The organism is Glutamicibacter sp. NPDC055354, assembly GCF_053644955.1.
In genome coordinates, this window is sequence record NZ_JBSHMB010000001.1 from 1,857,921 (window position 1) to 1,878,852 (window position 20,932).

Consider the following 20,932-nt stretch of genomic DNA (forward strand, 5'->3'; position numbering starts at 1 on the left):
CCGGATAATTCCCGCTTCATACTTTGTCGCCGTACCCTGTTGCTATCGAGCTGGTCGGCGGATAATTCAGCACATGGAAAATACATGGCAAATCGTCATCGACTGCGCCCGCCCGCAAGCAATGGTCCGGTTCTGGGCCGAAGCCTTGCGCTACGTTCCCGAGCCCGCCCCGGACGGGCATCCCACCTGGCGCGCCTACTGGCAGTCCATGGGCGTGCCGGATGATGAATTGCCGCCCGGAACCGGTGATGAACCGGAGTCGCTGGTCGATCCGCAAGGTGGTGGGCCAAGGATTTGGTTCCAGCAGGTACCGGAGGCCAAGAGCATCAAGAATCGCCTGCATCTGGACTTGCTGGTCAGCGGCGGCCGCGGCGTTCGCTTCGAGGAACGCAGGCAAATCATCACCGACGAGGCAGAGCGCCTGGTGGCTCTGGGGGCCAAAGTCCGCACCGTTCACGACATGCCAGAGATGGGCCATTTCGCTATCTGCATGTTCGATATCGAAGGCAATGAGTTCGACATCGTCTAGCCCTCTCAGCTATGTCCATAATATGGACCGCTTGGCCATTCCTCCTCACCATCCGACCAGTTACCCGGCAATGCACCGGGTCTATTGCATGCTCACCTGCGACTACGTACGTTAGAGGATAAGCAGATCCGCGCTCCACATAGTGGACACATGGAGGAATCGATGACAACGAAGTTTCGGGATGACGCAGCCGCCGCCTTGGCTGCCGTCGTCAAGGATGGCATGACCATCGCAGTAGGCGGTTTCGGCCTCTCCGGCATCCCCAACCGCCTGATCACTGCAGTGCGGGATTCGAAGGCAACCAACCTGACCATCGTGTCAAACAACATGGGCGTAGACGGCAAAGGGCTGGGCATCCTGCTGGAAAATAAGCAGGTCTCCAAGGTCCTGGCCTCCTACGTCGGGGAGAACAAGCTGTTCGCACAGCAGTTCCTCGATGGGGATCTGGAAGTTGAATTCTGCCCGCAGGGCACCTTGGCCGAGCGCTTGCGCGCTGGCGGGGTGGGCATTCCCGCCTTCTTCACCCCCACCGGCGTGGGAACTCCGATCGCCGAAGGCAAGGAAGTCATGGAATTCAACGGCAAGCCAGCGATCCTCGAGCGTGGCATCTTTGCCGATATCGCACTGGTCAAGGCGCACCAGGCCGACGCCGAAGGCAACCTGCGCTACCGGATGACCTCGAAGAACTTCAACCCGCTGGCCGCCATGTCCGGCCGCCATACCTTCGCCGAAGCCGAGGAAATTGTCGAGGGCTATCTGGATCCGTCGCTGGTGGAGACCCCCGGCATCTTCGTGCAGACCCTGGTGCAGGCCGATGCGGTCAAGGACATTGAACAGCGCACCGTGCGCAGCCGAAAGGAGGCCTGAGCATGTGGACTCGCGATGAAATGGCGGCCATTGCCGCTAGCGAATTAACCGACGGCCAGTATGTGAATCTCGGTATTGGAATCCCCACGATGGTGGCCAACAACCTGCCGGAAGGCGTTTCGGTCAAGCTGCAAAGCGAAAACGGCCTGCTGGGCATGGGTCCCTTCCCCTATGAAGGTGAAGAAGATGCGGATCTGATCAATGCAGGCAAGCAGACCGTGACCATCCTGCCCGGCGGCAGCTTCTTCGATTCGGCGACCTCCTTCGGCATGATCCGCGGCGGCCACGTCCAGACCGCGATCCTCGGCGCCCTGCAAGTGGCCGCCAATGGCGATCTGGCCAATTGGACCATCCCGGGCAAGCTGGTCAAGGGCATGGGCGGAGCCATGGACCTGGTCGCCGGCACCCCGCGCGTGATCGTTCTGACTGATCACGTGGCCAAGGACGGGACGTCCAAGATTGTGGAGAAATGCGACTTGCCGCTCACCGGAGTCGGCGTGGTCAACCGCATCATCACCGACCGAGCAGTGTTTGATATAGAAAACTCGACCTTGACCCTGCGTGCAGTAGCCCCGGGTGAAAGCGTGGAAACCATCAAGGAAATCACGGCAGCAGAATTTGCCGTGGATATTGTGGAGGATCTGAAAGCATGACCGCAAAGATTGTGGGCTACGCCCGTACCCCATTCGTGAAATTCAACGGCGCCTTCGCCGCTGTTCCAGCCACCGAGCTCGGCGCCCATGCCGGCAAGGCCGCGCTGGAACGTGCCGGAGTTGATCCCAGCGAGGTCCAGCAGGTCATCGCCGGCCAGGTGCTGCAAGGTGGCGCCGGCCAGAACCCGGCCCGTCAATCCGCCGTGGGTGCCGGCATTGCGCTGGATGTTCCGGCCATCGCCGTGAATGCCGTATGCCTCTCAGGTGCCGAGGCCGTTGTGGCAGGAGCCCGCCTGATCAATAGCGGCGAGGCAGACGTTGTCCTGGCTATCGGCCAGGAATCCATGTCGCTGGCTCCGCATGTGCAGCGCGCCCGTGCCGGAACCAAGTACGGTGCCATTGAACTGATTGACACCCTGGAATACGACGGCCTGACCGATGCTGCCGAGAAGCGTTCGATGGGCGCTTCCACCGAGGAGCACAATGCCAAGTTGTCGATGACCCGCGAGGCCCAGGATACGGTCTCGGCCGCATCCCACCAGCGCGCTGCCGCGGCCCGAGATTTCGCAGCCGGCGAGATTGCGCCATTTACCATTTCCAGCCGTCGCGGCGACACCACGATCAGCGAAGATGATGGCATCCGCGAAGCAACCACCGTGGAATCCTTGGGCAAGCTGCGTCCGGCCTTTGCCAAGGAAGGCACCATTACCGCGGGCAACTCCTCGCAGATCACCGACGGCGCAGCAGCCGTGGTGCTGGCCAGCGATGCGGCCATTGAGCGCCTGGGCCTGGAGCCGCTGGCTGAAATTCTCTCGCACGCTTTCGTTGCCGGCCCGGACCGCACCCTGCACGAGCAGCCATCCAATGCCATCAGCGCAGCCCTGGAGAAGGCCGGGGCCAAAGCCCAGGACCTGAAGGCCGTCGAAATCAATGAAGCTTTCGCCGCTGTCGCGGTGCAGTCCACCAAGGCGCTGGGTCTCGATGCCTCCATCGTGAATCCGCATGGTGGCGCGATTGCCCTGGGCCACCCGATTGGCGCTTCCGGTGCACGCATCATTGGCACGTTGGCCCGCCAGCTCCACGAGATGCCGGCCGGCTCGCTGGGTGCCATCGGCATCTGCGGTGGTGGCGGCCAGGGCACCGCAGTGGTGCTGCGTTCGCTGTAGCCGCTGTCCGATTAGCCAGTGCGGTTGGGTCTTCTGGGATCCAACCGCACCGGCTTGTCCATTTACCGGTGAAGTGAAAGGCGGAACTCGCTCCTTAAGCCGCCGCATGTTTCTTAACTGGACTTTGTTCTTCCACTTACTTGTTATGTAATTGGAAGGTCATATTCCAATTGTTCGACTTTAAGTTTCCAAGAACGCTCGGATGTGACGCCATCATCGCACCATGTGAGGACTCACCTTGGAAAATACGCAATTGCCTGATGATCCAAAGGTGCCACCGGCACCTTCGGATCCATTGCCAGCGCCGGCGGCACCGGCGAACCCGTTCCAGAATGCCGGGCAGAACCGGCAGGTCAGGAAATTCACCAACGCGGTCCTGGAACTGAAGTCCCGTGCCAGCCTGCAGCTTCTTGGATTCCAAGCCGGCGCCATTGCGGCCATTGGCATCGTCCTGGCTCTTTGCTACCTGATCCCCCTGGCCTCAATGGCCAAGGAGATCGGTGGCGGCAGCTCCGCTGAATTCAACGTGGCGTCCCAGCTCAATTCCTTCAAGGCCTTCATCATGGTCTTCGGTGCCGTCCTGGGCGGCGGGCTGAAGATCACCGGATCCGGAGGCGGATTCGGCATGTTCGGCGAGCTCAGCCTCGCATTCGCCCTCGTTTCGGTCACCTCCATCGTGGCAATCTGCGCCGCGAACTACCTGATCGTGCGCAAGCTGCGTCGTGGCGCACGCAACGGCGGTTGGAAGAGCGCTGCATTGGCCTCCGGACTGCACGCGCTGGTCCTGGCATTGGTCTTCCTGGTCATTGCGCTCTTCGGGAAGCTCAGCATCCAGGGTGGCGAATTCTTCTCCGCCGCGGTGTCCCCGCGATATGCAGGTGTCTTCTTCACGATTGCCTTGGCCGTTTTCTTCTCGCAGTTCCTTGCCACCGCACCCCAGCGCGCCAACGCCGGATCCCCATTGATTACCGGCGTCCGCGAGGCCGTGGCCCTGGCCGTTTCGACCTTGGCGGCTTTCGCCTTGGTCGGCATCATTGCCGCATTCACCCAGCGTCCAGATGACATGCCCTGGAGCTTGGGCCTGATCCTGCTCCCGCTGCTGGGAACCATCGGTTCATATGTGGCAGCGTTGGGCTTCCTCGGGGCGCTGGCTCCGAATGTCTCCGGCATGGCCAGCTTCCTGGGCGAATACACCGCCGATGCCATGCCCGAATCCGTCCTGCACATCTGGGATATCGCCGACGGCAAGGGTGCTTGGCTCCTGGTCCTGAGCGCCCTCCTGGTACTCCTGGCGGCTATCCGTATTGGCGTGCACCGTGGTCGACTGGCCACTGGTTTCAACCTGCAGCGCGCTTGGCAGCTGCCAGTGGCGGCTTTGGTCCTGTGGATGATTCTTGCCGGGCTGACCAACATCTCCCTGGGTGGCGCCATCACCGCCAACGAGATGGGCAACATGAGCGGCAGCATGTCCTATGGCATCACCTGGTACTCGGTGATCTTCCTGGCACTCGGGGCCGCAGTTGTCTCGCTGCTGGCAGAAGTCCTGCCCTTGCAGGTCTACCGCTTCGCCCCATCCCTGCTGGCAGTGATTGCCGGCAAGGACGCCGCAGCGCGATGGATTTCCGGCCAGGCACCCGCCGTTGCTCCGGCTTCGCCGGTTGCAGCCGCACCCAGCCAGGCTGCTCCAGTTGCCGCCGCAGCCCAATCCACCCCTGCCGCGGCCGCCAACGGCCAGCCGATGGCTGGTGAACCGGCTCCGGCGCTGGCCCCGGCCTCGGAAGAGTCCAAGAAGAAGGCCAAGGCCGTTGGCTTCTCGGTTCTTGCGCTGGCAGTCATTGCCGGTCTGGGCTTCGGTGCCATCGCCTACCTGAACGGGCAGCGCAAGCCCGAAGCTGAAGTTGAGAAATACCTCGCGCTGCTTGCCGAGGGCCAGGCCGGCAAGGCGACCGAAATGGTCGACCCGGGGATCGACAACGCCTCGCGCGTCCTGCTCAGCGACGATATCCTGGGCAACGCCAAGCAGCGCTTGGAACTCGTTGATGTCATCGAGGAATCCAAGGGCAAGGACTCGGCCCGTGTGCGAGCGATCTACTCCATCAACGGCGAGCGCCACGAACGCTCCTTCAATGTCGACGCGGGCGACAAGGACTTCGGCCTGCTCGATACCTGGGTGCTCAATGAAGCATTGATTGTTCCGGTGGAGATCACCTCCGATAAGAGCTCGGAAGTCACTGTCGGCAAGGCCAAGGTCAAGCTGCTTGAAAGCGAGGACTACTACGGCGAGGGAAGTTCCTTCACCGGCAGCTTCTACGCCTACCCGGGCATCTATGATGTCTCAGCGCCTGGCAATGAATACCTGACGAGCGAAGCGCAGGAATTGCGCGTCAACCATCCTGATTCGCAGCCGGCACAGGCGGCGCTGGTTACGACCACCACCGAGAAGCTCGACGAGCTGGTTCTGGATGAGGTCAAGAAGTTCGCTACTGCCTGCGTGACCGTTCCAACCAACCTCGATGACGGTTGCCCGAGCACCTTGCAGTCCAAGGACATCGCATCGTTCTCTGTGAAGTCGCATGCTGAAAGCGTGGCCATCGAGGAATCGGGCAGTTTCTCAAGCTCCGAGATCGTCTTCAAGTACAAGCTCAATGACACGGAGTTCATTGATTACGACGAAGAAGAGCTCACCCGCAGCTTCACGGGCAGCGTGGATTGGTACGGCGAGAAGCCCCAGGTCACCGTCGAAGGCGCATCCTGGTGGTAAGCCGCTGCTTCAGCTGTTGCTAGCCCGCCGCTGACTAGAACGCAAAGCCGCGTGCCGGCCATGATCCATGGCCGGCACGCGGCTTTGCTCTTTGCTTCCTAATGCCACAGCGGTTCGCGCGAGACGTGGTTGACCAGTAGCTGCGCATCCAGCTCGACATAGGTTCCATTGGCCATGCGCGGATTGCTTTCGCCGGTGAGCGCGGCGATTACCGAGCAGATCAAGGCGCTGTGGCTCACGACCATCACGTTCTGCCCGGGATGCTGATGGCAGATCTTGAACAATGCGTTCACTGCACGCCCCACCAGATGTTCTTCGGTTTCTCCGGTGCCAACCAGCAGTTGGCGCTGTTCGTCGGCGCCATCGGCCACCAGGGTGCCTTCGAGATCGCCGAAGTCCTGCTCCATCAGTTCCTGGTTTTCGTGCAGGGCACGGATGCCCAGGCCATTGGCGAGGATCTGCGCTGTTTGGCGGGCACGGAACAACGGGGAGGAATACACTGCGTCCCAAGTGCCTTCGGGTGCCAGCTCGGTGGCCAGCTGCTGGGCTTGGCGGATGCCGGTATCGTTCAGTGGCAGGTCGCTGCGTCCATGCAGGCGCCCTGCCTTGTTCCATTCGGTCTGTCCGTGGCGGATCAGGATCAGTTTCTTTGCGCTCATCGTCTTCTTCTTTCTGGCATGCACCGAAGCAACTGGTGCCCGGTGCGAAGTAGCGTTCTTGGAGTCAGTTGCCGGTCTGCGAACTCTTGACCGGCGCTGGCAGAGGGGTGCTGGCGTGCAGCGCGGCGTACTGGCCGCTGGTTGCAGCGAACGCGTCGACCGATTTGGCTCCGACCTTGATGACGTTGAATCCCGCTGCGGGTTCGTCAACGATCTGCGTCGGGGCAAATGGATTCATGTTGTAGGACACTGCGGGAGCCATGAACACCGGGGTGCTCAACAGCTGGCTGGTGGACGCTTGATGGTAGTGGCCGCTAAGGATTGCACGGATATCGCTTCCGGCGGCGATGGCCGCCAGCTCCATCGGGTTCTCCAGCCCGCGGCCGGCGCGGGCTTCATTGGCGGCTTCCACCGGAGGATGGTGCAGCAGCAGCAGGGATCCGCGCGGCGCCGGAACCGCCAGCAGCGAGGCAAGCCAATCGAGCTGCCGCTGTTCCAGGCGTCCCCGGGCCAACTGGAATCCCCCGCTGTCCAATCCGATAATCCGTAGTCCCAGGATCTCGTGCACCGTGTCGGCTGGATGCGGACCGGTGGACAGGCGCCTGGTGTTGAAGGATTCTCCAATCGCGCCCAACGGATCATGGTTGCCCGGAACGGTGATGACCGGGCAATCCAGTTCACGCTGGGCCTGGTTGAAGATCCCTGCGGCCCGCTCATGGATGTCCGAACCGCGGTCTGCGATATCGCCGGTCACCACAATGGCATCCGGATCCAGGCAAGCGGCTGCTTCCAGCGCCTGTTCTGTTCGTTGCCACGAATCAATGGATCCGTGAAGCAGCTGCCCTTCGGGACGCAGGTGGGTGTCGCTCAATTGGATTATCGTCAGAGGTTCCAATTTTTCCTCCTTCACGGCTGCTGCATTTCATCCCATTGAACGCCGGGGTTCTGGCCAGCAGGTGAACAGGGTGTCGACGCCATATGAAGTCCTGAAGAATCGGGGTTTTGCCGATAATCGGACAAATCGGCCAATGAAGGCAGGTAAAACTGGCTGACACATGCTTTCTGGCGCATATGAACGGCGAGTAGCATCCAAAACGACTAATCTTAGAAGAGAAGATTTGAATCCACCGAGGAGCTATATCCATGACCGGCAGCAAAGTCGTCGCCTTTGGCCACTTCCAGCCAGAGCGCATCGTCCCTAACACCGAGCTGGAAAAGTTGGTGGAAACCAGCGATGAATGGATCACCCGACGTGTCGGCATCGAAGAACGCCGCTGGGGAACCGGTGTTGAAACCGTAGACTCCATGGCCATCAAGGCCGCAGAGATGGCGCTGGGCAACGCCGCTGGCATCAAGGCAGCCGATATCGACATGATCATCGTCGCCACCTGCACCGCTACGGACCGTTCGCCGAACATGGCCGCACGCGTAGCTAACGCCCTGGGCATGGACCAAGGACCGGCAGCGGTGGACGTGAACGTGGCTTGCGCAGGCTTTGCCCACGCAGTTGGCCTGGCCCAGGGCGCCATTGCCGCTGGCTCGGCGACGAATGCCCTGGTTATCGGCTCGGAGATGCTCACCGACTACACCGACTTCACCGATCGCACCACCTGCGTGCTGACCGCGGACGGCGCTGGCGCCTTCGTGATCACCGCATCGGAGGACAACGGCATCTCGCCGGTGGTCTGGGGTTCGGTTCCGTCCCTGTCCGATGCAGTGCGCATCGAAGAAGAAAACAACATGAAGTTTGCGCAGAACGGCCAGAGCGTTTACCGCTGGACCGTCACGCAGCTGCCGAAGATCGCTTCGAAAATCATCGACCGTGCCGGCATGAAGCCTGAGGAGCTGGACGCCATTGTCCTGCACCAGGCCAACCTGCGCATCATCGAGCCATTGGCAGAGAAGATCGGCGCACCGAACGCGCGCGTGGCCACCGATGTGGTGTACTCGGGCAACACTTCGGCCGCTTCGGTTCCGCTGGCTCTTTCCAAGTTGATGGCTTCGGATGAGCCATTGCCTTCGGGTTCCAAGGCGTTGCTCTTCGCCTTCGGTGGCGGCCTGGCTTACGCCGGCCAGATCATCACGATCCCTTAAGTATTTTCGCCATGAGTGGGCGCTACGGCATTTTGCCGTGGCGCCCACTAGTGCTTTAACGGCGCCTTCCGCATCAGCCTAAAAAGCTGCTCCGAATCCCTTGCAACAACGCGTTAGTGACTGCTAACGTATTTTTCATGCTTGATCTACTGGAAGTCGCTTCCGAGCCAACGCGCAGGCGCTTGATTCAGTTGCTGGGTTCCGGGGAACGCACGGTGACGGAACTGGCCGCGAACTTCGCCGTCAGCCGCTCCGCCATCTCGCAACACCTGCTGCTGTTGATTGACGTAGGACTGCTGCAAGCCCGCAAGGATGGCCGCAGCCGCTACTACTCGCTGGACCCTGCAGGCATCACGAAGCTCAAGGCCCTCCTTGACTCGTTCTGGAATACCGAACTCGACCTGCTCGTTGCCGAGGCCGCCGAATTGGCGTCGTTCAATGGGCCACCGCACCAGCCACCAGGAGAAAAGCCATGAGCTTTGAACGAACAGTCATCCTCCCCGTTGACGCCGACACCGCCTTTGCACTGGTCACCAACCCGGAGCGCCTTCGCCGCTGGCAAACCGTTGCCAACCGCCTCGACCTGCAGACCGGGGGCAGCTACCGCTTCACCATGGGTCCGGGCCACCAGGCCTCGGGCACTTTCACCGAAATCGAGCCCGGCAGGCGCCTGGTCTTCACCATGGGCTGGGAAGGTTCGGATGCCGTTCCGCCCGGCGATTCGACGGTTTTCATCACCTTGGAACCGCTGGATCAGGGCACGGCCCTGACCTTGCGCCATGAGGGGCTGGACGCCGAGCAGTCCTCGGGCCACGCCGAGGGATGGAACCACTTCCTGGACCGCCTGAAGGAGTTTGCTGAAACCGGCGAAGCAGCCATCGACGAGTGGAACGCCGTTCCCGAGCCGCAGAACCCGATCGTTTCCGCCGAGGGCTCCGTGGCAGCCCTGCAGTTCATCCTGAACAACATCTGCGCAGCGGACCTGGCCAAAGCCACTCCCTGCTCCGAGTTCTCCGTGGGCGAGCTGCTGGATCACCTTGCGGGTTCGGTCTCGATGATCGGCGGTGCCCTGGGCGCTGCGGTATCCGATGACCCGGCCCTGGCGCCGGAAGCACGCATCGCCAACCTGGTGCAGCCGACCCTGGAGGCTTTTGCCGCTCGCGGCGTTGCCGGCGAGATTGATCTCGGATTCGCTGTCATGCCGGCTTCAGTGGTTGCCGGGATCCTGAATCTGGAACTGATGGTTCACGGGTGGGACTTCACCCAGGCGACCGGCCAGGAGTTCGCGATCCATCCTGGCCACGCGGAATACGTACTGGGCTTGGCACGCAAGACTGTGGGACCGGCTCAGCGCATCTCCGGTTCCTTCGCGGAAGAAACCATGGTCGCCGAATCCGCCAGCAGCCTGGATCGCCTGATTGCGTTCACCGGCCGCGTTCCCGCAGGAGCCTGAGGACCTCCCATGGTTGATGTCTCCACGAGCATCGCTATCGACCGGCCACGTTCGGTGGTGGCCGGCTACGCGATGAACCCGCTGAACGCTCCCGCGTGGTACCGGAATATCCACTCGGTGCGCCGGCTGGATCCCCATGGCTTCGGCCTCGGATCATGCACCGCCTTCGAAGCCAGGTTCCTTGGACGGAAGCTTTCCTACACCTACGAAGTCACCAGGTTCGCGGAGAACGAGGAACTGGTCATGGCCACCGCGCAGGGCCCGTTTCCCATGCGCACCACCTATCGCTTCGAAGCGATAGGGCCAACGGCGACCCGGGTCCACCTGCGCAATGACGGCGAGCCAACTGGCTTCGGCAAACTGGCCGGCCCGCTGATGGAAATGATGATGCGGCGAGCCAATATGGCTGATCTCCGGGCGCTGAAAAGCATCCTGGAGAAAGACTGAGGACCAGCGGCGAACACCGCGGATACCTTGCCTCCGGCATCGCCTCCGCGGTGTTCGCGCGTCACTGACCTGAGCATTCCCGATTGCTCCAGTTCCCGACTTGACGTTAAGTGGATCACACCCCAGACTGGTACACGTGAACCTGTCTGACAGCTGGACACCCGGACAGCAACCGATCGAACGACGATCCGCTGCCGAAGGCGTCTTCCATGCACTCCGCCTAGCCATTGAAGCCCAGGAAATCGCCATCGGCGCGAAACTGGGATCCGAAGCTGCCCTCGCGGCCGACTACGGCGTGAGCCGCTCGGTCATCCGCGAAGCGCTGCGCTCCTGCGCGGCCCTGGGCCTGACCCGCACCGAAACCGGGCGCGGCACCTTCGTGGTCTCCCACCGGCCCACCCGCGAGCTGAAACTGGGCACGTTCTCCTCCGACGACCTGCACGAAGCCCGTCCGCATATCGAGATCCCGGCTGCCACCCTCGCCGCCACCCGGCGCACCGCCGAGGACCTGGAGCGGATCAGCGGGCTGATCGAGGCGATGGAGCAGGAAGACGACCCGGCAGCCTGGGTCGAGCTGGACGCCGCCTTCCATGCCGCGATCGCCCAGGCCAGCGGCAACTCGGTGTTCTCCAAGGTCGTCGCGGACATCCGCGAGGCCATGGCCCGCCAGTCCGAGACCGTGAACCTGGTTGCCGGCCGCCGGTCGCCGTCGAACTCGGAGCACCAGGAAATCTACCAGGCCATCGCCGCCCAAGACCCGCAAGCGGCCAACAATGCGATGGCCAAGCACCTCAATGCGGTGCAGCAAGCAGTATCCACCATAGTCAGGAGCAAGAAGTGACCCCCGCCGATCCCCAGACCCTGCGCGCTTCGCTGGTCGTTGAGGCACTGCCGCAGCACGAACCGCTGGTCATCGCCACCCGCGGCGAGGCCGTGGAGTCCATCCACTACGGCTCGGCCGTGCTGCTGGATCCCGCCGGCTCCATCGCCGCCAGCCGCGGCGATGCCCAGGCCGCGTTCTACCCGCGCTCGGCGCTCAAGCCGCTGTTCGCCGTGGGCATGCTGCGCGCCGGACTGCAGCTCGACGACCAGCAGCTGGCCTTGGCCTCGGCCAGCCACTCCGGGAGCCCGCGCCACCTGCAGGTCGCCGAATCCACGCTGGCCGCCGCCGGCCTGGACCACACAGCGCTGCGCAATTCCACCGACCTGCCCTACGGCGTTGCCGAGCGCCAGGACTACCTGGCCGCTGGCGGCAAGGCCACCGCGCTCGCGCAGAACTGCTCGGGCAAGCACGCCGCACTGGCGGCCCTGTGCGAGCTCAAGGGCTGGGACACCGCCAACTACCTGCACGACGAGCGCCTCCTGCAGCTGCTGCAGGACACCGTGGAGGATCTTTCGGGCGAACAGATCTCCGGGGTGAGCACCGACGGCTGCGGCACCCCGGTCTACCGGATGACCCTGGCCGGATTGGCCCGCGCCTTCGGCAAGCTGGCCAGCGCCGCGCAAGGCACCGCCGAGGCACGCGTGGCCGCGGCAATGGCCGGCTACCCGGAACTGGTAGCCGGCGTTGGCCGCGATGTCACCGCCCTGATGCGCGCGGTGCCCGGCTCCGTGGCCAAGGACGGTTTCGAGGGCATCCAGGCCGTGGGCCTGCCCGATGGCAGCGCGCTGGCCGTGAAGATCGCCGACGGCTCGGACCGCGCCCGGATGCCGATCACCGCCAAGCTGCTCGCCGAGCACCTGGGCTCCGAGGCCGCATTGGCCCTTGAACCGCTGGCTACCAGCCCGGCCTTTGGCGGCGGTGCGCCCGTGGGCCTGCTGGCCGCACTGTAGTTTTTTCCGTTCCAACCATTTCAACGAATCCTGGAGAAGAATCCACCATGCCTGAAACCTTGCTCAGCGGCCAGACCCGCAGCGAGCATGACCTGATCGGCGACCGCGATATCCCGGCGGATGCCTACTGGGGCGTGCACACGCTGCGCGCCAAGGAGAACTTCGACATCACCGGCACCGAGCTGTCCGGCAACCCGCACCTGATCCGCGCATTGGCGCGCGTGAAGCAGGCCGCGGCGCGTGCCAACCACGAGCTGGGGCTGCTGGACGCCCAGCGCGCGAGCGCCATCGACCAGGCCTGCGAGGCCATCGCCGGCGGGGCGCTGCATGAGCAATTCATCATCGACCCGATCCAGGGCGGGGCCGGCACCAGCACGAACATGAACGCCAACGAGGTCATCGCCAACCTGGCGCTGGAGATCATGGGCCATGCCAAGGGCGAGTACTCCTTCTTGCACCCCAACGACCATGTGAACCTCTCGCAGTCCACCAACGACGCCTACCCGACCGCGGTGAACATCGCCACGCACTTCGCCACCCAGCCGCTGCTGGCAGCCATCGAGGTGCTGCAGGATTCGTGCATCGCCAAGGCCGCAGAGTTCCGCACCGTGGTGAAGATGGGCCGCACCCAGCTGCAGGACGCCGTGCCGATGACCGTGGGCCAGGAGTTCCGCGGCTGGGCCGTGACCCTGGGCGAGGACCGGGCGCGGCTGGAAGAATCGCTGTGCCTGGTCACCGAGATCAACCTCGGCGCCACCGCCATCGGCACCGGGCTGAACGCCCCGGCCGGCTATGCCGAGGCCGCCTGCCGCCACCTGCGCGAGCTGACCGGCCTCCCGCTGACCACCAGCCCGGACCTGATCGAAGCCACTTCGGATGTGGGCGCCTTCGTGCACCTCTCGGGCGTGCTCAAGCGCGTGGCGCTGAAGATCTCCAAGATCTGTAACGACCTGCGCCTGCTCTCCTCCGGTCCGCGCGCGGGCCTGAACGACCTGCAGCTGCCGGCCGTGCAGTCCGGCTCCTCGATCATGCCCGGCAAGGTCAACCCGGTGATCCCGGAAGTGGTCAGCCAGATCGCCTACCAGGTGGTGGGCCACGACTTGACCGTGACCATGGCCGCCGAGGGCGGGCAGCTGCAGCTGAACGCCTTCGAGCCGGTGATCGTGCACTCCATCGGGCTCTCCCTGAAGCACCTGGCCAACGGCTGCCTGACCCTGGCGCACAAGTGCATCGACGGGATCACCGTGGACGAGCAGGCGCTGCGCCGCGAGGTGGAGAACTCCATCGGCCTGGTCACCGCGCTGAACCCGAGGCTGGGCTACGCGGCATCCACCTCGGTGGCCCTCGAAGCGCTGCACACCGGGCGCGGCGTGGCCGAGCTGGTGCTCGAACGCGGCCTGCTCTCGGCCGAAGACCTCAATGAGTTGCTCTCCCCCGAGCGCCTCGCCAACCTCACCGACTAGATCCGAGGAATCATATGGATAATTCCACTCCGCACGCCACCGCGGCGCACGTCCCCGATGCCGCGCTGACGGCCGGCGACAACGATTACCACAAGGGCCTGTCCTCCCGGCAGATGCAGATGATCGCCATTGGCGGAGCGATTGGCACCGGCCTGTTCATGGGCGCCGGAGGGCGCCTCGAGGCGGCCGGCCCGGGCATCGTCATCAGCTACGCGGTCTGCGGCTTCTTCGCCTTCCTGATCCTGCGGGCGTTGGGCGAACTGGTCATGCACCGTCCGTCGACCGGCTCCTTCGTCTCCTACGCCCGCGAGTTCTACGGCGAGAAGGCGGCCTTCGCCACCGGCTGGCTGTACTGGCTGAACTGGGTGATGACCGCCATCGTGGACATCACCGCGGTCGCCCTGTACATGGGCTTCTTCGGCAAATACGTGGGGTGGATCAGCTCGGTGCCGCAGTGGCTCTGGGCGCTGGCCGCGCTGGCCGTGGTGCTCACCATGAACCTGATCTCCGTCAAGGCCTTCGGCGAGATGGAATTCTGGTTCGCGCTGATCAAGGTCGTGGCCCTGGTGGCCTTCCTGATTGTCGGCTGCTACTTCGTCATCTTCGGTACCCCGCTGGACGGGCATGAGGTCGGCTTCTCGCTGCTGGCCGATAATGGGGGGCTGCTGCCCAACGGCCTGCTGCCGGTGCTGGTGCTGATGCAGGGCGTGGTCTTCTCCTATGCTTCCATCGAGCTGATCGGCACCGCCGCGGGTGAAACGGAGAATCCGGAAAAGGTCATGCCCAAGGCGATCAACACCGTGATCATCCGCATCGCCGTATTCTACGTCGGCTCGCTGGTACTGCTCTCGCTGCTGCTGCCCTACACCGCGTACAGCGCCGGAGAATCGCCGTTCGTGACCTTCTTCGGATCCATCGGCGTGCAGGGCATGGACGTGGTGATGAACCTGGTGGTGCTCACCGCGGCGCTGTCCTCGCTGAACGCCGGGCTCTACTCCACCGGGCGCATCATGCGCTCCATGTCGTTGAACGGGTCGGCACCGAAATTCGCCGGACGGATGAACAAGGCAGGGGTGCCCTACGGCGGCATCGTGATCACCGCCGTGGTGGCAGTGCTCGGCGTGGTGCTCAACGCCGTGGTCCCGGCCAAGGCCTTCGAGATCGTGCTGAACTTCGCTGCCATCGGCATCATTGCCTCCTGGGCGATGATCGTGCTGTGCCAGATGGCCCTGATGAAGACCGCCAAGCGCGGAGAGCAGGATCGACCCAGCTTCCGGATGCCATTCGCCCCGGTTTCAGGCTGGGTAACCCTGGGCTTCCTGGCCCTGGTGCTGGTGATGATGGCCTTCGATAATCCGGTAGGCACCTGGACGGTTGCCTCGCTGGTGATCATCATCCCTCTGATCATCGGCGGCTGGTACCTGTGCCGCGGACGGATCAACGAGATCGCCGAGGCACGGCTGCGCAACGAGCAGCCGGCCAACCAGCCGTAGCAGGATCGCAGAACCGGCCCGGATGCAGCATCGCGCTGTGTCCGGGCCGGTTTTCTGCGTTCCGAGCCTGGCTAGCCGGTGATCTTGGCCTTGAGCAGCACCTGCGCCAGATGCATGCCGCGGACCTCCGTGCCCTCGGCGATCTGCGTGCGGCAGGAGAATCCGTCGGCGAGCACCACATCGTCCTGCGCACGATTGCGGATGGCCGGGAAGAGCTCGCGTTCGCCCAGCGAGCGGGATAGTTCTGCATGTCCGGGTTCGAATCCCCAGTTGCCGGCCAAGCCGCAGCAGCCGGTTTCGATTTCACGCTCGTCAATGCCGATGCTGCGCAGCACGGCCGAGGATGAGCCATGGTCACCCTGCGAACGCTCATGGCAATGGACTTGCGACACCGCGCCGACGTTCAGCTGTTCGAAGGGCCAGCTGGCGCTGGGCTTGCCATCGGCCGGAACATGCTTGGCGATCAGATCCGCGAACGGCACGACGGCCGCCGACAGCGCCGCCGCGCGAGGATCCTCGGGAACCAGCTCGGTGATTTCGTGGCCGAGCATCACCGTGCAGGACGGTTCCAGGCCGATTACCGGGTAGCCTGCCTTGACCAGGGGTTCCATGACGTCCAAGGTGTGCTTGATGACCTTGCGCGCGGTATCCAGCTGGCCGGTTGAGTGCCACGTCAAACCGCAGCAGACGAACCCTTCGGGAATGATCACCCGGTAGCCGAGGGTTTCGAGCACTTCGACTGCCGCCTCGCCTGGTCCGGTATCCAGGTGGTTGTTGAAGGAATCCGGCCAGAGCACCACGGTGCCCTGCGGCGATGCGGCTTCTGTTTCGTTCCGCTTGGCCGCCCAGCGCTGCAGCGATTCGCCCGAGAACGTGATCATCTTGCGTGTCGGTTCAATGCCGCCAACCTTCTTGACAAGCCGTTGCACCGCTTCGAAGCGCAGCACGGTGTTGGCCAAGGATGCCGCACCTGGCACCTGGTGCATCCAGTGGGTGAGCTTGGGTAGCCACCCCATGGTGTAGTGCGCCATCGGGCGGATGCGACCCTCGTAGAACTTGTGCAGGAACTCCGACTTGTAGGTCGCCATATCCACATTGACCGGGCATTCGGAAGCGCAGGCCTTGCAGGACAGACAGAGGTCCAGGGCGTCCTTCACCTCTTCGGACTTGTAGGCATCGGGCAAGGTGGTGCCGCGGAACATCTCGGAAAGCACCCGGGCACGGCCGCGCGTGGAGTTGACCTCGTTATGAGTGCCCTGGAAGGACGGGCACATGGCCCCCTCGTCCGAACGGCACAGGCCTACGCCCACGCAGCGGTTGACCGCGTTGACCAAGGAACCCTTGTCGCGCGAGAGCGCATGAACCGGCGTCAGCTCGAAGCTGCGCTGCCCGGGTCCGGGACGCAGCGACTCATCGATGCGTTCCGGATTGACCAATACCCCGGGGTTGAACAGGCCCTCGGGATCGAAGGCCGCCTTGAAGCTGGCGAATGCCTTCATCATCTTCGGGCTGTACATGCGGGTGAGCAATTCCGAGCGCGCCCTGCCATCCCCGTGCTCGCCGGACAGCGAGCCTCCGTGCTTGGCTACGGTGTCGGCGGCCTGTTCCATGAACTGGCGGAAGATCGCCATGCCTTCTTCGGTGCCCAAATCGAAGGAGATGCGCACGTGGACGCATCCCTCGCCGAAGTGCCCGAAGGGGATGCCGCGCAGTCCATGGGTGTCCATGAGCGCGTACAGGTCGCGCAGGTAGTCGGCGAGATTTTCCGGCGGAACCGCGGAATCTTCCCAGGACGGCCAGGCCTCGCCGCCATCTGGCAGACGGGTGACAATACCGGCGGAGGCTTCGCGGATCTTCCATAGCGTGCGGGCCTCGGCATGGTCCGTCACGACCACGGCATCGATCGCAGCTCCGGTCTGCGCGGCATACGCGGACTGCACCAGCTCATCGGCGATGCTTCGTGCCTGTTCCATGGTTTGCCCAGCAGTCTCGCAGAAGAGCCAGCCGCCGGCCTTGGCTACGCCACCGCGGTTGGCGGCACCCATGCCTGGCAGGTTGGATCCGGCATCCTGCTGCCCGGGGCGGCTACGCAGCGCATCGAGCAGATCTCCGCCCATGCCTTCCGCGGTGGCAAGGCCTGGCCGGCGCAGGGATGCGGCCGCAGCCGCGGCGTCGAAGACCGTTTCAAAAGCCAATACTGCCAGCGCCGTATGCTTCGGCTTCTCGACAAGGCGCACCACCAGCTCGGTGATGACCCCGCAGGTACCTTCGGAACCGGAGAGCGCCTTGGCGACATTGAACCCGTTTTCCGGGAGCAGATAGTGCATGCCGTAGCCGGAGACCTGGCGGGCGAAGCGGCCCAGTTCGGTGCGCAATTCCTTGAGGTTCGCATCGCGAAGCGCCTTGAGATTCCCGTCAAGTTCTTCGCTGCTGGTGCCGTCGGAGTTGACCTCAACCACGGATCCGTCGCCTAGCATGATCTTCATGGACACGACGTTGTCCGCGGCGGTGCCCCACTCCAGCGAGTGCGAGCCGCAAGCGTTGTTGGCCACCATGCCGCCTACGGTGCAACGGCTATGGGTCGACGGGTCCGGGCCGTAGGTCAGCCCGTATTCAGCAGCCGCATCACGCAGCTGGTCGCAGATGACTCCAGGCTGGATGCGTGCGGTCTTCGCCTCGGGATCGATGTCGAGGATCTTATTGAAATAGCGGGAGGTGTCCAGGATCAACCCCTCGCCGATGGCGTTGCCCGCAACCGAGGTGCCGCCACCTCGCGACGTGATCGAAAGGCCTTCGGCCTTGGCATATTCGATACCCAAGGCGATGTCGGCCTCGCTGCGCACTTCGAGGACCGCTTGCGGAACCCGACGGAATATCGAGGCATCGGAAATATATGCAGCCCGAGTCGTCAGATCGGTCCGTAGCCGTTCCCGCATCTCATTTGCCTCAGGACTCAAGGTCTGGATGCTCGACTGAGCTGACATGGTGATCGCCTCTCGTTGATTCGTCTCATCAGAGTAACATGTTACACACTGTTTAGTTTCTTGATTACGTGAAAACTCCGCAGTCGATTTCAATGAGAGAATCAGTTCATGACCTCCGATCCCCAAGTCCCCGCCCAACATGGGCGCACATTGACCGAACAAGTGATGGACTACGTCCGTTCAGCTGTCATTTCTGGGGAATTGAAGACCGACACCCTCTACAGCGTGTACCAGCTGGCTGATCGATTGAAGATCTCCCGGTCACCGGTGCGCGATGGCCTGTTGCGTCTGGAAGAAGCCGGCTTGATTGAATTTGCGCGGAATCGCGGCTTCCGCATCATTCCGACCCAGCCAAAAGATGTCGCAGAAATTTTCTCGCTACGGCTGGCTCTGGAGGTTCCTGCCGCGTTCCGAGCCGCGCAGGCCTGCACCCCGCAAATCGCAGCGCAGCTAAATGAGATCGTTGGCGGTCTGTCCCGTTGCGCCGAAGCCGAACTGACCGAAGAGTTCTTCGATCTGGACCAGCAGCTGCACGACTTCATCCTTGAAGTCGCGCAATCGAACCGCGGCCGCAACATCGTGAACCGCCTTCGTGTCGCAACGCGGCTGCTGGGCGTTTCCACCGCAGGCAAGCAGCGCACGCTGAGCGACATCATGGTCGAGCATGAACCGATTATCACCGCAATCTCCAGTGGCAACGCCCCGGCAGCGGCCCTGGCGATGCGCCAGCACCTGGTCGCGACAGGAAAGCTTTTGCTCGCACAAGCAGTTCAGGGCCAAGGTTTGGACCTTGACCCTGAAAACTTGTGGACAGAACTGACAGCTGGCTACTAGTCCTGCTCGTCTTCCTTGTATTCCTTTGAATACTGCAGCACGAAGGCACACAGAGCGCACGCTGTCGCGAAACTGAATGTCCACGGGTACAGGACCTGCTTTGCGCCGCTGACCAGGTCGCCATTCAGCGACAGCACACCTGCCAGCTGCGTGCCGACGATTGCCGTGCCGCCGATCATGAACAGCGCCAAGAAGATCAGAAACAGAATTTTCATGAGTCGCATGTTTATCTCCTACGAAATCGGAATCGGCAGCCAGCCCATGCCGACAAGCCAGGCAATGGCGATCATTGGCAGCACGAAGTAGCCCAGCAATGGCATGAACATCTTGGTTGGATTGGTTTCGGCGAAGCCGGCAGCCAAATAGATCGGCGCTCCGACCGGTGGCGAAGAACCCTCGGTCGAGGTGCACAACAGCACTGTCACCACGGCGATGACTGGGTCGATACCCACGCTGGTCAGCGCCATCACTGCCGGTGCACCCACGGCCGCGGCGGTTGCCGTCGAGGACAGCGGGGTGGCTACGACCACAGCCATGACACAGACGATTGCGACAATCGCCGCCTTTGGCATATCCAGTGAACCCAGGAAATCTGAAAGCTGCGGACCGACGCCCAGGGCCTCCATGATGTTCGATGCGCTCAGCGCCGCGAAGAGTGAAACACCAACAGTGGCGAACTGCGGCAGCTCGCGATTCAAGATCACCTTGAACTTCGAATCCGGTGCGAAGATCCGCTTTCGCCCCTCGATCAATGCGATCGCCGAAATCAGAATCGGAACCCAAACGATGATCGAGATCGATCCCATCGAGTCCTTGCCCACCAATTCCGGACGGGATAGGAATTCAAACAGCGGGCCGAAGGTCAGCGCGACGGGGATCGCGATACCCAGGAAGATCAGCAGCGAGCGCCAGCCTTCGCGCAATGCTTGCCCCAGCGTCGCTATGCCATCGCGATTCGCTACGGGAATGCCGTCGGCACGAGCCCAAGTGAACACCAGGATCATGCGGTAGAGCACGCAATAAGCGCCACCAATGGCCAGTGCAACATATACGTCGCCAGCGGAAATTCCAGCGGCAGCCGGCATGGCCAAGAGGATGAACATGGTGCTGTTCGGCGGGAGCGCGACGCCCAAGCCGGAGTTTCCTGCTACCAGCGTTGCAGCGCGGTTGGAAGACCAGCCGTTTTCCTTCATCCACGGAATGGTTACCGAGCCGACCGTCGCCGTGTTGCCTGCGGTTGACCCCGCCACCAGTCCGATTGCGGCCGAGCCGAGGGTCGAGACGTAGGCCGATCCGCCACGAACGCGCCCGAACATCGAGTTCAGGATATGGATCAGGCGCTCGATCAGGCCTGTCGCCGAGACGATCACTCCCATGAACACAAAGGCCATGCCCGCGAAGGTCACGTCTGATTGGAAGCCGTCTATCACTGCTGCGCTCAACAAGTTCAGCGCATCCGCGCCGCCGACCAGTGAACAAGCTATCAGCGCTAGTACCAGCGCCTCTGAAATACGCCGTTTCAGTACGACGTTAACTATGACTGTCACGGCGATGAATACGCCAAGTGCCAGCACGCCCATGTGTGCACCTTTCACGTTATGACTTTGTGTGCCTACACACAGTAGCATGTTACAGGCCACACAATGTGACATGAGAGTCTTTTTGGGCTTTGGTTACACCGCACAGACGGCACAGC

19 protein-coding genes are annotated in these 20,932 nt (G+C 62.8%); 14 read left to right on the top strand and 5 right to left on the bottom strand.

The annotated features are described in order from the left end of the window. Positions 1-73: 73 nt before the first annotated feature. The 5 genes from ACWICV_RS08635 (at position 74) to ACWICV_RS08655 (ending at position 5,976) form a co-directional block, all read left to right on the top strand. Positions 74-529, top strand: coding sequence for a VOC family protein (locus ACWICV_RS08635; RefSeq protein ID WP_332488863.1), 456 nt, complete (start codon positions 74-76; stop codon positions 527-529). 162 nt (positions 530-691) lie between these two features. Further along, positions 692-1,396, top strand: coding sequence for a CoA transferase subunit A (locus ACWICV_RS08640; RefSeq protein ID WP_402473595.1), 705 nt, complete (start codon positions 692-694; stop codon positions 1,394-1,396). 2 nt (positions 1,397-1,398) lie between these two features. Further along, positions 1,399-2,049, top strand: a complete 651-nt coding sequence (locus ACWICV_RS08645) for a CoA transferase subunit B (protein ID WP_105656234.1) — start codon at positions 1,399-1,401, stop codon at positions 2,047-2,049. Next, positions 2,046-3,215 carry an acetyl-CoA C-acyltransferase gene (locus ACWICV_RS08650; RefSeq protein ID WP_332594983.1) on the top strand — a complete coding sequence of 390 codons (1,170 nt, stop codon included), beginning with the start codon at positions 2,046-2,048 and terminating at the stop codon, positions 3,213-3,215. The genes ACWICV_RS08645 and ACWICV_RS08650 overlap by 4 nt, the downstream gene beginning before the upstream one ends. 253 nt (positions 3,216-3,468) lie before the next feature. Continuing rightward, on the top strand, positions 3,469-5,976 hold the full coding sequence (locus ACWICV_RS08655; RefSeq protein ID WP_454090436.1) for a hypothetical protein: 2,508 nt from the start codon (positions 3,469-3,471) through the stop codon (positions 5,974-5,976). A 98-nt stretch (positions 5,977-6,074) separates the two neighbouring features. Here the strand turns inward: ACWICV_RS08655 and ACWICV_RS08660 are convergent, their stop codons facing one another. Continuing rightward, entirely contained in the window at positions 6,075-6,635 is a 561-nt protein-coding gene (locus tag ACWICV_RS08660) for a histidine phosphatase family protein (protein ID WP_454090435.1), read from the bottom strand. Positions 6,636-6,699: 64 nt separating this feature from the next. After that, the gene (locus ACWICV_RS08665; protein ID WP_454090434.1) at positions 6,700-7,506 is read right to left on the bottom strand and encodes a metallophosphoesterase family protein; all 807 of its coding nucleotides are present in this window, start codon (positions 7,504-7,506) and stop codon (positions 6,700-6,702) included. Between the two features lie 272 nt (positions 7,507-7,778). On the opposite strand from ACWICV_RS08665, the gene ACWICV_RS08670 reads away from it, so the two are divergent. The 8 genes from ACWICV_RS08670 (at position 7,779) to ACWICV_RS08705 (ending at position 15,418) form a co-directional block, all read left to right on the top strand. Further along, complete coding sequence (locus ACWICV_RS08670; protein WP_105656229.1) at positions 7,779-8,729, top strand: beta-ketoacyl-ACP synthase III; 951 nt, start codon at positions 7,779-7,781, stop codon at positions 8,727-8,729. Positions 8,730-8,866: 137 nt separating this feature from the next. Further along, entirely contained in the window at positions 8,867-9,205 is a 339-nt protein-coding gene (locus ACWICV_RS08675; RefSeq protein WP_105656228.1) for an ArsR/SmtB family transcription factor, read from the top strand. Beyond that, a complete protein-coding gene (locus ACWICV_RS08680; protein WP_454090433.1) occupies positions 9,202-10,182 on the top strand; it encodes a TIGR03086 family metal-binding protein in 981 nt (326 codons plus the stop codon). The genes ACWICV_RS08675 and ACWICV_RS08680 overlap by 4 nt, the downstream gene beginning before the upstream one ends. A 9-nt stretch (positions 10,183-10,191) precedes the next feature. After that, entirely contained in the window at positions 10,192-10,629 is a 438-nt protein-coding gene (locus ACWICV_RS08685) for an SRPBCC family protein (RefSeq protein WP_454090432.1), read from the top strand. Between the two features lie 136 nt (positions 10,630-10,765). Then, the gene (locus ACWICV_RS08690) at positions 10,766-11,470 is read left to right on the top strand and encodes a FadR/GntR family transcriptional regulator (RefSeq protein WP_105656225.1); all 705 of its coding nucleotides are present in this window, start codon (positions 10,766-10,768) and stop codon (positions 11,468-11,470) included. Next, entirely contained in the window at positions 11,467-12,462 is a 996-nt protein-coding gene (locus ACWICV_RS08695) for an asparaginase (RefSeq protein ID WP_286172202.1), read from the top strand. The genes ACWICV_RS08690 and ACWICV_RS08695 overlap by 4 nt, the downstream gene beginning before the upstream one ends. Positions 12,463-12,509: 47 nt before the next feature. Next, entirely contained in the window at positions 12,510-13,925 is a 1,416-nt protein-coding gene (locus ACWICV_RS08700) for an aspartate ammonia-lyase (RefSeq protein WP_454090431.1), read from the top strand. Between the two features lie 14 nt (positions 13,926-13,939). Continuing rightward, positions 13,940-15,418 carry an amino acid permease gene (locus ACWICV_RS08705; RefSeq protein WP_402473602.1) on the top strand — a complete coding sequence of 493 codons (1,479 nt, stop codon included), beginning with the start codon at positions 13,940-13,942 and terminating at the stop codon, positions 15,416-15,418. 71 nt (positions 15,419-15,489) lie between these two features. On the opposite strand, the gene ACWICV_RS08710 is transcribed toward ACWICV_RS08705, so the two are convergent. Beyond that, a complete protein-coding gene (locus ACWICV_RS08710) occupies positions 15,490-18,402 on the bottom strand; it encodes an FAD-binding and (Fe-S)-binding domain-containing protein (protein WP_454090430.1) in 2,913 nt (970 codons plus the stop codon). Between the two features lie 108 nt (positions 18,403-18,510). On the opposite strand from ACWICV_RS08710, the gene ACWICV_RS08715 reads away from it, so the two are divergent. After that, positions 18,511-19,236 (top strand): GntR family transcriptional regulator, encoded by a 726-nt coding sequence (locus ACWICV_RS08715; RefSeq protein WP_105662022.1) that lies wholly within the window; start codon positions 18,511-18,513, stop codon positions 19,234-19,236. Here ACWICV_RS08715 and ACWICV_RS08720 read toward each other — a convergent pair. After that, complete coding sequence (locus ACWICV_RS08720) at positions 19,233-19,451, bottom strand: hypothetical protein (protein ID WP_219844362.1); 219 nt, start codon at positions 19,449-19,451, stop codon at positions 19,233-19,235. The genes ACWICV_RS08715 and ACWICV_RS08720 overlap by 4 nt on opposite strands. 18 nt (positions 19,452-19,469) lie before the next feature. After that, positions 19,470-20,831, bottom strand: a complete 1,362-nt coding sequence (locus ACWICV_RS08725) for a TRAP transporter large permease subunit (protein ID WP_400289455.1) — start codon at positions 20,829-20,831, stop codon at positions 19,470-19,472. Positions 20,832-20,932: the final 101 nt, after the last annotated feature.